This window comes from Hydrogenophaga sp. (assembly GCF_019264445.1).
Classification (GTDB): domain Bacteria; phylum Pseudomonadota; class Gammaproteobacteria; order Burkholderiales; family Burkholderiaceae_C; genus Hydrogenophaga.
In genome coordinates this window covers 31,884-42,577 of the sequence record NZ_JAHVAB010000013.1, presented here as the reverse complement: position 1 = coordinate 42,577, position 10,694 = coordinate 31,884, and the positions used below count along the sequence as shown (strand labels likewise).

Annotated in this window: 12 protein-coding genes; 1 reads left to right on the top strand and 11 read right to left on the bottom strand. The window is 65.3% G+C overall.

Annotation, left to right across the window (positions count from 1 at the left end; all coding sequences use genetic code 11):
• Positions 1-23: 23 nt before the first annotated feature.
• From KXJ60_RS01470 to KXJ60_RS01440, 7 genes are all read right to left on the bottom strand, one after another.
• Positions 24-2,243, bottom strand: coding sequence for a xanthine dehydrogenase family protein molybdopterin-binding subunit (locus tag KXJ60_RS01470; RefSeq protein ID WP_291123634.1), 2,220 nt, complete (start codon positions 2,241-2,243; stop codon positions 24-26).
• A gap of 70 nt (positions 2,244-2,313) precedes the next feature.
• Entirely contained in the window at positions 2,314-2,775 is a 462-nt protein-coding gene (locus tag KXJ60_RS01465; protein WP_291123632.1) for a 2Fe-2S iron-sulfur cluster-binding protein, read from the bottom strand.
• A 98-nt stretch (positions 2,776-2,873) separates the two neighbouring features.
• Positions 2,874-3,446 carry a TetR/AcrR family transcriptional regulator gene (locus KXJ60_RS01460; protein WP_291123631.1) on the bottom strand — a complete coding sequence of 191 codons (573 nt, stop codon included), beginning with the start codon at positions 3,444-3,446 and terminating at the stop codon, positions 2,874-2,876.
• A 146-nt stretch (positions 3,447-3,592) separates the two neighbouring features.
• The gene (locus tag KXJ60_RS01455; protein WP_291123630.1) at positions 3,593-4,309 is read right to left on the bottom strand and encodes a hypothetical protein; all 717 of its coding nucleotides are present in this window, start codon (positions 4,307-4,309) and stop codon (positions 3,593-3,595) included.
• 44 nt (positions 4,310-4,353) lie between these two features.
• Positions 4,354-4,764 carry a GNAT family N-acetyltransferase gene (locus KXJ60_RS01450; RefSeq protein WP_291123629.1) on the bottom strand — a complete coding sequence of 137 codons (411 nt, stop codon included), beginning with the start codon at positions 4,762-4,764 and terminating at the stop codon, positions 4,354-4,356.
• 39 nt (positions 4,765-4,803) lie between these two features.
• The gene (locus tag KXJ60_RS01445; protein ID WP_291123628.1) at positions 4,804-5,253 is read right to left on the bottom strand and encodes a hypothetical protein; all 450 of its coding nucleotides are present in this window, start codon (positions 5,251-5,253) and stop codon (positions 4,804-4,806) included.
• A gap of 54 nt (positions 5,254-5,307) precedes the next feature.
• Complete coding sequence (locus KXJ60_RS01440) at positions 5,308-6,114, bottom strand: UPF0149 family protein (RefSeq protein WP_291123627.1); 807 nt, start codon at positions 6,112-6,114, stop codon at positions 5,308-5,310.
• 77 nt (positions 6,115-6,191) lie between these two features.
• Between KXJ60_RS01440 and KXJ60_RS01435 the strand changes: the two genes are divergently transcribed.
• Positions 6,192-7,811 carry an FMN-binding glutamate synthase family protein gene (locus KXJ60_RS01435; protein ID WP_291123626.1) on the top strand — a complete coding sequence of 540 codons (1,620 nt, stop codon included), beginning with the start codon at positions 6,192-6,194 and terminating at the stop codon, positions 7,809-7,811.
• On the opposite strand, the gene KXJ60_RS01430 is transcribed toward KXJ60_RS01435, so the two are convergent.
• The 4 genes from KXJ60_RS01430 to KXJ60_RS01415 form a co-directional block, all read right to left on the bottom strand.
• The gene (locus tag KXJ60_RS01430; protein ID WP_291123625.1) at positions 7,769-8,512 is read right to left on the bottom strand and encodes a hypothetical protein; all 744 of its coding nucleotides are present in this window, start codon (positions 8,510-8,512) and stop codon (positions 7,769-7,771) included. The genes KXJ60_RS01435 and KXJ60_RS01430 overlap by 43 nt on opposite strands.
• 84 nt (positions 8,513-8,596) lie before the next feature.
• On the bottom strand, positions 8,597-9,061 hold the full coding sequence (locus KXJ60_RS01425; protein WP_291123624.1) for an anthrone oxygenase family protein: 465 nt from the start codon (positions 9,059-9,061) through the stop codon (positions 8,597-8,599).
• Positions 9,062-9,099: 38 nt separating this feature from the next.
• Positions 9,100-10,233 carry a hypothetical protein gene (locus KXJ60_RS01420; RefSeq protein ID WP_291123622.1) on the bottom strand — a complete coding sequence of 378 codons (1,134 nt, stop codon included), beginning with the start codon at positions 10,231-10,233 and terminating at the stop codon, positions 9,100-9,102.
• Entirely contained in the window at positions 10,223-10,645 is a 423-nt protein-coding gene (locus KXJ60_RS01415; RefSeq protein ID WP_291123620.1) for a putative toxin-antitoxin system toxin component, PIN family, read from the bottom strand. Before KXJ60_RS01415 ends, KXJ60_RS01420 begins: the two co-directional genes overlap by 11 nt.
• Positions 10,646-10,694: the final 49 nt, after the last annotated feature.

The following is a 10,694-nucleotide window of genomic DNA, read 5'->3' as shown; positions in this document are numbered from 1 at the left end:
GCGGCGCAGGGGGGAGCCCCCCGTCAAGCCATCTTGAACGGCAGCTCGCGCAGTGGCTTGCCCGTCAGGCGCGCAATGGCGTTGGCAAACGCGGGCGCCAGCGGCGGCAGGCCAGGCTCACCCACGCCGGTGGGCGCGTCGGCGCTGGGCACGATGTGCACGGCGATGGCGGGCATGTCGGTGATGCGCGGCACGGCGAAATCGCCAAAGTTGCTTTGCTCCACCACGCCGTCTTTCAGGGTGATGGCCGCGCCCGGCAGGCACATGGACAGGCCCATGAGCGCGCCGCCCTGGATCTGCGCTTCCACGCTCTTCGGGTTCACCGCAAGATTGCAGTGCACGCCGGCCGTGACCTGGTGCAGCTTGGGCGTGCCGTTGTCCACCGAGGCTTCCACCACGTAGGCCACCACTGAGTCGAACGACTCGTGCACCGCCACGCCCCAGGCGCGCCCGGCCGGCAGGGTTTTCTTGCCGTAGCCGCTCTTGTCCACAGCCAGCTGCAGCGCGGCGCGGTGGCGCACGGCCTTGCTGTCCATGAGCTTCATGCGGTAAGCCACCGGGTCTTGCTTCGTGGCGCGCGCGATCTCGTCGATCAGCGTCTCCATCACATAGCCCGTGTGCGTGGAGCCCACACTGCGCCACCACAGCACCGGCACATTGAGCTGGGGGTGGTGGGCCGAGAGGCGCATGGGCACGTCGTACGGCTTGCCCATGCCTTCGACCATGGTCTCGTCCACGCCGTTCTTGACCATCATGGGCGCGAAGAACGTGCCGGCCATGATCGACTGGCCCACGATGACGTGGTCCCACGCGAGCACCTTGCCCTGCGCGTCAAAGCCGATTTCGGCGCGGTGCACGTGCATGGGGCGGTAGTAGCCGCCGCGCATGTCGTCCTCGCGGCTCCACACGGTGCGCACCGCCGCGCTCAGGCCGGCGGCCTGCGTGGCTTTGGCGATGGTGCAGGCCTCGGTCACGAAGTCGCTGGTGAGCAGGCCGCGACGGCCAAAGCCACCGCCGGCCATCTGCACGTTCATCGTCACCTGCTCGGGCTTGATGCCCAGCGTGCGTGCTGCAGCGGCGGCGTCCAGCCCGGGCATCTGCGTGCCGGTCCACACCGTGGCCTGCGCTGAGGCGCCGCTGCCCTGGATCTGCACCGTGCAGTTCAGCGGCTCCATGGGCGCGTGCGCCAGGTAGGGGAACACGAACTCGGCGCTGATCTTGTTGGGCGCGGTGGCCAGCGCGGAAATGTCGGCGTCGTGCTTGAGGTTGCCGGTTTTGGCGGCGAGTGCGCGGTAGCTGGCAAGCTGCTGCGCGCTGTCGACCTTTTCGCGGCCGGCGTCGTTCCACTGCACCTTGAGGGCGTCGCGGCCCTGCTTGGCGGCCCAGTAACCCGTGGCCACCACGGCCACGCCTTCGCCACCGTCGTGCAGCGGAACGCGCATCACGGCCTTCACGCCGGGCACGGCGCGGGCGGCGGCATCGTCGAGCGCGGCCACCTTGCTGCCGAACACCGGCGGGTGCGTGAGCACGGCAGTCAGCATGCCGGGCAGGCGCACGTCCATGCCGAAATCCTGCTGGCCGCTGGACTTGGCTTGTGAGTCCAGCCGCGTGGTGGGTTGGCCAATGAGCTTGAATCGCGCGGGGTCCTTGAGCGTCACTTCCATCGGTACCGGCTGCTGCATGGCGGCCTCGGCCAGCTCGCCGTAGCCGAGCTTCTTGCCTCCGGGGCCGATCACCACGCCACGCTCGGTGGCCAGCGACGAGGCGGGCACGTTCCACTGCTTGGCGGCGGCGGCCACGAGCATGGCGCGGGTGCGCGCGCCGAGTTCGCGGTACTGCGTGTACGAGTGCTTCACCGCGGTGGAGCCGCCGGTGATCTGCATGCCGAAGGCCGGGTCGTTGTAGGCCGGGTCGGCGTTGCCGTGCACCGCCTTCACGCGGCTCCAGTCGGCGTCCAGCTCTTCGGCCAGCACCATGGCCAGGCCAGTGTGCGTGCCCTGGCCAAACTCCAGGCGGTTGATGGTGACGGTGACCACGCCATCGCGGGCGATCTTCACGAACGCGGCGGGCTGGCGGTCGGCCTTGAGGCCGGCGGCGGCCGGTGCCACGCCTTGCTGGGCGCCGGCCACCAGCGGGAACGCGCCGAGCGCAAAGCCCGATGCGGTGGCGAGCTTGAGGAAGCTGCGGCGCGCCAGGCCGGCGCCGTCGTCATCGGCGTTGCGCGCGGAAAAACGCTGCGCCATGGCCGGCGGCAGCAAAGACTGGATCTGGTCGGCAGAAAGATGGGTAGGCAGGTGCATGGGGGGTTCTCCTTCAGGCCAGCGAACGGGCCGCGTCCTTGATGGCGATGCGCACGCGCGCATAGGTGCCGCAGCGGCAGATGTTGCCGGCCATGGCGGCGTCGATGTCGGCGTCGCTGGGCTTGGGGTTGGACTTGAGCAGCGCGGTGGCGCTCATCACCTGGCCGCTCTGGCAGTAGCCGCACTGGGCCACGTCGGCCTTCACCCAGGCCTGCTGCACGGCCTGGCCCACGCGGTCCGTCGCCACCGCTTCGATGGTGGTGATCTTCTGGCCCGCCGCCGCCGAAATCGGCGTGACGCAGGAGCGGATGGCCGCGCCGTTCATGTGCACGGTGCAGGCGCCGCACAGCGCCGCGCCGCAGCCGAACTTGGTGCCCGTCATGCCCAGCGTGTCGCGCAGGGCCCAGAGGATCGGGGTGGATTCGTCGGCGTCGACGCGCACGTCCTTGCCGTTGATGTTGAGCGTGGTGGCCATGGGTGCTTTCTCCTGTCGTGGGGGTGGTGAGGGCTGGTTAATGAATGAACATTCATTCGGCATGTCAACGGAAAAGCTCGGGTTGTCTCATGCTCGGCTCAGGCCTTGATGCCATCCCAGCACAGGCCAAACGCCTGCGCCAGGGCCGCTTCGGTATCGGGCAGGTCGCCGCTGCGCAGCAGGCTGGCGGTGTCGCGCACCGAGCCAAAGAAGTGCGCCGCCAGCATCATGGTCGGCGCGTCCTTCACGATCTGCTGCTCGCGGGCCTCATCAAAAAAACGCAGGCACCCCGCCGCAAAGCGCGCGGAAAACTGCCGCGACGCCTCGCTGAACCAGGGGGAGTTGTAGTACTGGTCCATGAACACCGCCTCGGGCCCATGCGCCAGCCGGTGCCGCAGCAGCCGCGTCCAGTTCATCTGGAAGCGCGTGCGAAACGGCGTGGCCGCGTCGATGTCCACATCGATCAGCCCCACCAGCGCCCCCTTGACCTGCTCGTACAGCGCGTTGAGCAGCTCTTCCTTGGAGCGGTGGTAGACGTACAGCGTGCCGGTGGCAATGCCGGCCTCGCGCGCAATGCCAGCCATGGTCAACCCGCTCAAGCCAACGCGCTCGACCAGCGCCAGGGTGGCGCGGGCGATCGCCTGCTGCTTGTCGTCGTCTTTGGGTTTCATGGGTGGGCGCGATCTTAAGCGAATGAATGTTCAGTCGTCAATCGCGCGCTTGACGGAATGCCGACGACGTGCAGCACGCCAAACAAATCGGCAGCACTCCGCAAGCCAAGTGCTATTCCGATGGATGCCCCTGCTTTAGTAGAGAGCTAGCGATCTCCTGAAGGCCAGAAGTAGTGTGCCGGGCCGCATGGCCAGACAAGGCGTTCATTCGGCTCGCATTGCCGCTGGTGAAGGTCGAGTGACCATTCGCCCAATAGACCCTTGAGGGCGGCGAGTGCAGACACCGCGGCATCCCATGCGTGCTCAGTCGCGGTAACGACTGGGACTCCCAGTGCATCGCACAGAAGTTCTTCCATCAGAGCACGATCATCTTTGAAGTTATAGCGTCGACCTGACAAGTGCCAGTGCAGCACTTTGGGATGCGCCTCGGTTACAAGCAGTGCTGGCAGTGCAGCTCGGCACTGCAGTACAACTGCTGGTCCATTGAGCCCCATAGAACCATACAAGCCATTGGGGGTAACGACGCTTCGCGCTACCTGTGGATATTCGAATCGGAGGAATCGATCAGCGGGACGCCAACCACCAGGGCCGGTGCTCCAACAGGTCAATGTGTCCACACCGATAGCAGAAAGCCCTCGCAGTTGCAAAAAGAACTTGATGGTCTCTTCGGTAGTCTGCAGCGTTTCCGTTTGAAGCTGGACCGGTATCCCATCACGAAGACGCAGAACGGCAACACCGTGGCTCCCATCGCCGCCTGGGTCATAACCGACTACGCAACGATCGACGTTTGGCATAGGTAGAAAAGACTGTGTGCAGATGTTGGCCTTCTCGCGGAGCATTTCGTACTGCGTGAAGGCAATCATGCCTCCACGGCCTTGCTGTACGCAAAGAACACCTCATCGCGCTGCTATCCCAGTGCTTCGTAGGCAGCTTGAGCAGCCATGTTGGATTTGGCCGTGGTGAGGTCCATCCTGGATTTGCCCCGCTCAACGGCAAGCCTCTCCGCCGCTTTCAGAAGCACTGTGCCAGCGCCGGAGCGTCTCGCCTCGGGAACGACAAACAGGTCATAGAGCGAATAGATCGGCTTGGCTTCGACCGAGCAGAAAGTGGGATACAGCTGACAGAACCCCACAGCCTGCCCGTCTTCGCCAAAGGCCAGAAGCACAACCGATTCGTCGTTCCTCAAACGCGCATCGATGAACGCCCTGGCCAACATCAAGTCTGGTGCTTGCTCGTAAAACTGCCGGTAGGCGTCAAACAAAGGGGCTATGACATCCACGTCGGCAACAGTGGCAAGGCGGGTCTGGACGGAGCTCATTTGTTCAGGTGGTCGACGGTCGCTAGCAAGGCGCAGGCGCTATTTCTTACCTGCATTGTTTGGTCTTTCGATAGCCTTGGCTCCCAGTTCATACGAACCTGTCTCGGCGGGCAAAACGTGTTGCATCTTGCCGTCACGCTCCACCAACGCAAAGCCACCACCACTCTTGACGACTCGCCCCGCATTGGCTCCGCCTCTGGTCGCCGTGTTTTGCGAGTCGCAATTGGGGCAAAGCAATCGGAGGTTTGATGCACGGTTGTCTGTATTGACGCCATTCGCGTGCTCAAGAATCAACGCTAGAGGCGCCTCATTCCATATCAAGGGCGCAGAGAAAAAATGACAGCTGGGGTTGTCACACCGCTCGGGTACGGGCGGCTGTTGCGCGCTTCGCCAAGCCAAGTACTGCTTCTTCGCAATCCCATTGTTCCGCTTGCCCCCGTGGTAGCGCAGCGCATAGAACTGTGCCTTTTTTTCCCGATGTTTTGTCATGCTGAGATGCAGTCGCTCACAGGGCAGGGGTTGGGCTGCAACACCTGCAACTCCTCAAGCCCCATGACACTTCTTGTACTTCTTCCCGCTCCCGCAAGGGCAAGGGTCGTTGCGCCCCGGCGTGGCTTCCTTGCGCACGGGCTCGGTGCGCGGGCCCAGGCTCTTGCCGATCTGGTGCAGGTCGTACACGGCCCAGATGGCGGCGCCGAAGTCGTTGAGGCGGTCGTCGCTCACGCTGGGTGGGCCGTCTTCCGCGTGCATGTTCACGGTGGGCTTGCCGGTGTCGTCTTCGGTCAGGGCGACGATGCGGTCCAGCGCTTCGTCGAGCCAGGCGGCGGTGTCCTTGTCGCGCGGGGGCTCCCAGTCTTCGCCCCAGTTTTCCACCACGAACATGAAGCCCAGCGCCCACACCTGCGCATAGGCCGGCAGCTCCTGGTCTTTGAAGTCGGCGCGCTCGGCTTCAGGCAATGCAGCCACTGCGCCGCGCACGTCCATCAGCTCGGGGTGGTAGCTGCGCTCGTCTTCGAGGGTGTCCACGTTGGCGGCGAGCGAGGCGGCCACTTCCGCGCTGCGGCGTGACCACAGCTGCATGAACTGCTCGTATTGCGCGGTGTTGCTGAAGTGCGTGCCGTCTTCCTGCGGCGCGGTGGGCAAGGGGCCGGTGCCCAGCAGCACGGGCAGCCATTCGGCGGGCTCGATGGGGCGGCGCGTGCACAGCAGCGCGGCCATGGCGCCTTCGCAGAACTCCCATTGCGGCACGTCTTCGCCGCGTGTGCGCAGGTCGTCCAGGATGGCGTCGAGCGCGTCGTAGTCTTCGTGGTCCAGCGTGGCGGCGGGGTCGGAGGGGGTTTGGGTGGTCATGGTCTGCAAAGGCTGGGCGAGAGGCCGGGTTTTATGATGCCCCGCAGTGTATTCCCCACCCCCTCACGAAAGCCCGCATGCTGGACCGACTCAATGCCCTCTACCCCGTGCGCTACACGGCCTTTGCGTTGTGCGTGCTGATCGCGCTGCTGAGCCTGTTCGCGTGGGTGATCACCGGTGAGGGCGGGCTGCTGTTTCTGGTGTTCGCGGGCTTGTCGGCCGTGGGCGTGTGGGATGTGCGGCAGACCAAGAGCTCGGTGCTGCGCAACTACCCGGTGATCGGGCACCTGCGGTTCATGCTGGAGAAGATTCGGCCCGAGATTCGTCAGTACTTCCTGGAGAACGACACCGACGCCACGCCGTTCTCTCGCAGCCAGCGCAGCCTGGCCTACGCGCGTGCCAAGGGCGAAACCGACAAACGCCCCTTTGGCTCGCAGCTCGACATGAACGCCGACGGCCACGAGTGGCTCAACCACTCCATGCAACCCAGCACGCTGAGCACGCACGACTTCCGGGTGCTCATTGGCGGTGACGCCTGCAAGCAGCCTTACGACGCGAGCATCTTCAACATTTCTGCCATGAGCTTTGGCGCGCTCTCGGCCAACGCCATTCAGGCGCTGAACGCGGGCGCGAAGCGCGGGCGCTTTGCGCACGACACGGGCGAAGGCTCCATCTCGGCCTGGCACCGCCTGCACGGCGGCGACCTCATCTGGGAAATTGGCTCGGGCTACTTTGGCTGCCGCGACGAGAACGGGCGCTTCAGCCCCGAGCGCTTCCAGGCCAACGCAATGGACGCGCAGGTGAAGATGATCGAGATCAAGCTGAGCCAGGGCGCCAAGCCGGGCCACGGTGGCGTGCTGCCCGGCCCCAAGGTCACGCCGGAAATTGCCGCTGCGCGCGGTGTGCAGGTGGGCGTGGACTGTGTGTCACCGGCCTCGCACAGCGCGTTTTCCACGCCGCTGGAAATGATGCATTTCATCGCACAGCTGCGCGAGCTCTCGGGCGGCAAGCCGGTGGGCTTCAAGCTGTGCATTGGCCACCCCTGGGAATGGTTCGCCATCGTCAAGGCCATGCTGGAGACCGGCGTACGCCCGGACTTCATCGTGGTGGACGGCGCCGAAGGCGGAACGGGCGCAGCGCCACTGGAATTCACCGACCACGTGGGCGCGCCCCTGCAGGAGGGCCTGCGCCTGGTGCACAACACGCTGGTGGGCGTGAACCTGCGCGAGCACATCAAGGTGGGCTGCGCCGGCAAGGTGGTGAGCGCCTTCGACATCGCGCGCGCCCTGGCCATCGGCGCGGACTGGTGCAACAGCGCGCGCGGCTTCATGTTTGCGCTGGGCTGCATCCAGGCGCAGAGCTGCCACACCGGCCAGTGCCCCACCGGTGTGACCACGCAAGACCCGGTGCGCCAGCAGGCGCTGGTGGTGCCTGACAAGGCCGAGCGCGTTTTCCACTTCCACCAGAACACGCTGATGGCGCTGCAGGAACTGGTGCAGGCCGCCGGCCTGCAGCACCCCAGCCAGATCACCTCGCACCACTTGGTGCGCCGCGTGAGCGAAAACGAAGTGCGCCTGCTCGCCAACCTGCTGCCGTCCACGCCACCGGGTGCGCTGCTCACCGACCTGACCGCGCAGCACGCGGTGTTCACCACTTATTGGGAGCGGGCCAGCTCAGAACGGTTTGGACTGGCCTGAACAGCAGCGGGGGGCTCGACTCTGAGGTCATGAGACACCGCTGAAGCCTCCGACAGCAAAGGCTTCGGATGTCGGAACGCATGACCGTTCTGCGGAAAGTAATAGACCATGTGCGTGACCGGATCCAAACCAGCACAATTGCGAGCACCGCAAGTCAGGTACAGCAGGCGGCGCGATTGCCCGTCGATCTGAACCGTCACGATTGTGGAGTCGGGCAGAGTCCCCTCTAGTTGGGTCAGCACCTTTTCTGCAGCACGTTTCCCAAGACGATCAAAGTGCGCCAGCGAGTAAATGACGCACATGGCAATAGCCAAACTACAAAGCGCATGTCCGGCCAGTCTTCTTTGTGCGACTTCCATTGGAGTTCTGCCCTTGCCCCGCAAAAGCACTTTCTTCAATCTCAGAAAGGCACGCTTTCTTGGCCAGTTGCGGCGCAAGAAGCCATCGATGGCTGGTGTGGCCAGCACTGCAGACGCAAAGAGGGTGACGCTTGCGATGGCCAGCAACTGAAACGCAGGTACGAACGCGGTCAGGAAGCCGTGGTAAAGCGTCTGATGAAAGTTGCGGTCCAGCACGTCTGCATCGAGCCGCAAGACACCCATGAATCCACCGTAGTACGCAGTACTGACGCAATACAGGGCAGCCGTCACCAGCGCCAACGCCGTGCCACCATTCCAAAGTCGCCCTTTAGCTTCTGACATTTTGGTCCTCCCTCAACAGCGCCACATCATCGTGCAACGACTGATTGCCCTGTCTACAGCGCTGCGGCTTGCAGCAAAGACGGCTCAGGCGTACATCCCCAACAGCATGCAAAGGGATGATGCCAGCGCCGCCACCGTGCGCACATGGTTCCAGCGCGTCCATTCGCGCACATAGATCGGCCAGTAGGCGGTGGCTTCAGGCGTGTCGGCGCCCAGGCGCGCCAGGCGCTCGTTGCGCGGCACGTTGAAGGCCACGGTGACACCGAAGGTGCCCATGGCGTACAGCAGCCCGGCGGCGAGTTGCAAGGGGTGCGAAGACTGCAGCGCGAGCACCACGCACGCCACCGACAGCAGCAGCGTGCCGATGAACACGCCCATGAACCACGGGTTGATCACCACCACGTTGATGCGCTGCATGGCCGCCACGCCTTGTGCGGCGGGCAGCTGGGCCAGGGCCCGCATGACGAAGCTGGAGAAGGCGAAGAACACGCCGCCCACCGTGGCCGCGCCCAGGGCGGTGGCGAGCGACAGCAGGTCGATGGGGCTCATGGTCCGGCGTCTTGCGCGTGTGTGAAGGCTGTGCGCTCTCAGATGCGCGAGCCGTCTTCCAGAAAACGTTCTTCGCGCTCGAGCACGCCCTGCTCGGTGTAGCGCTTGCGCCGCTGGAGCACGCCGCGTTCGCCGTGCTCGTCTTCGCGGATGAGCACGCCGTCTTCGGTGTAGTACTTCTGCCAGCCCAAGAGGCGACCATTGCGCTCGAAGTTGACCGCTGCGGGCTTGCCGTTGTCCCAGAAGCTCTCGGTGGTGCGCTCCTGCTCGCGGCCCTGGCGGCGGATCTGCTGGCGCAGCTTCTGCTGGCCGTTCAGGTACCACTGCTGGATGCGTTGCTCGTAGCCGTCGGCCCAGGCGGTCTCTTGCGTGAGCTGGCCGCTCTCGGCCCATTCGCGCGCCACGCCTTCGCGCCCACCGGCGCTGTTGGGGTCGCGCTCGATGAAGTCGGTTTCTGAGCGCGGCTTGCCCGACGCGTAGAACACGCGCTTGATGCGCCGGCCGTCCTTGAGCTCTTCGGTGCGCACCAGGCGGCCTTCGCGGTCAAGCACGCTCTGGCGCTGCATCTGGCCGCGCAGGAAGCTCACCGTGCCTGCCGGTTTGCCGGCTTCGCGGTAGAGCGTGACGTCGCTCGCGCGGCCGGTGTGGCCGCACACCTCGCGGTCTTGCGGCACCACGCTCTGGGGCGCGCAGCGCAGCTCGGTGAGCGCGCCGTCGGCCAGGTAGCCGATGGTGAGCACCGTGCGGCGCTCGGCGGCAAAGTACAGCTCTTGCAGGTGGCCGGCTTCGGCAAAGTTTTTCTGCACGCCTTCGGCGCTGCCGTTGTCGAGATTTTCTTCCTTGCGCAGCGTTCCCTTGCCATCAAACGTGCGCGCCAGGCCGTGGCGGTTGCCGCGCTCGTTCACGCTGTATTCGCGCCGCTCGCCGCTGGCCAGCACCATCACCACGGGGCCCACAAACCGGCCATCGCGCAGGGTTTGCTCGCGCAGGCGCACTTGGCCGTCGTCGTCCACGCAGCGCATCACGCCGGTCTTGCCGGCGGTGGTGTTGCCGTTGTTGGGGCTCACGCTTTCGCCGTTGAGTTCACAGCGCGGCACGGCCAGGGCGTGGCCCGAGCACAGGGCCAGCACCAGCGCGAAGCTCAGCGACAACAGACCGCGTTCATGGCGCATGGGTGGGTCTCCATTCTCGACAGACATGCACGCCCACGCGAGCGAGGCGACGGGCCATGCAGAGCACGGCGTCGTCTTTGCTCACGAGGATGGCGCGGTGTTCGGCGGCTAGGTCGATGAACTTCTGGTCGTCGGCGTCCTTGCAGGTGTAGGCGGCCTTGGGGGCATCGGGCACGAGGCGCACGCTGCGGTCAAAGGCGTCGAGCACGGCCTGCGCGGGCCGCGCCTGCACCATCAGGCGGCGCGCGATCTGCGGATAGGCCAGCACGCGCGCCAGCTCTTCGCGCATGGCGGCGGTGGCGATCCATTCACCAGGCGTGCGCTCCAGCGCGTCACGCAGGGGCGCGGTGGCCGGGTCCTGAAACACGAAGAGGTCGAGCGCGATGTTGGTGTCGAGCACGAGCGGGTTCACGAGCGATGCCTCTTGGTCCAGAGATGCCGCGGATCCGGCTGCGCCGGTC

What these genes read in the sequence shown, in the direction of transcription:
- KXJ60_RS01470 (WP_291123634.1), bottom strand. Translation starts at nt 2,243, where the DNA reads ATGGCGCAGCGTTTTTCCGCGCGCAACGCCGATGACGACGGCGCCGGC.
- KXJ60_RS01465 (WP_291123632.1), bottom strand. Translation starts at nt 2,775, where the DNA reads ATGGCCACCACGCTCAACATCAACGGCAAGGACGTGCGCGTCGACGCC.
- KXJ60_RS01460 (WP_291123631.1), bottom strand. Translation starts at nt 3,446, where the DNA reads ATGAAACCCAAAGACGACGACAAGCAGCAGGCGATCGCCCGCGCCACC.
- KXJ60_RS01455 (WP_291123630.1), bottom strand. Translation starts at nt 4,309, where the DNA reads ATGATTGCCTTCACGCAGTACGAAATGCTCCGCGAGAAGGCCAACATC.
- KXJ60_RS01450 (WP_291123629.1), bottom strand. Translation starts at nt 4,764, where the DNA reads ATGAGCTCCGTCCAGACCCGCCTTGCCACTGTTGCCGACGTGGATGTC.
- KXJ60_RS01445 (WP_291123628.1), bottom strand. Translation starts at nt 5,253, where the DNA reads ATGACAAAACATCGGGAAAAAAAGGCACAGTTCTATGCGCTGCGCTAC.
- KXJ60_RS01440 (WP_291123627.1), bottom strand. Translation starts at nt 6,114, where the DNA reads ATGACCACCCAAACCCCCTCCGACCCCGCCGCCACGCTGGACCACGAA.
- KXJ60_RS01435 (WP_291123626.1), top strand. Translation starts at nt 6,192, where the DNA reads ATGCTGGACCGACTCAATGCCCTCTACCCCGTGCGCTACACGGCCTTT.
- KXJ60_RS01430 (WP_291123625.1), bottom strand. Translation starts at nt 8,512, where the DNA reads ATGTCAGAAGCTAAAGGGCGACTTTGGAATGGTGGCACGGCGTTGGCG.
- KXJ60_RS01425 (WP_291123624.1), bottom strand. Translation starts at nt 9,061, where the DNA reads ATGAGCCCCATCGACCTGCTGTCGCTCGCCACCGCCCTGGGCGCGGCC.
- KXJ60_RS01420 (WP_291123622.1), bottom strand. Translation starts at nt 10,233, where the DNA reads ATGCGCCATGAACGCGGTCTGTTGTCGCTGAGCTTCGCGCTGGTGCTG.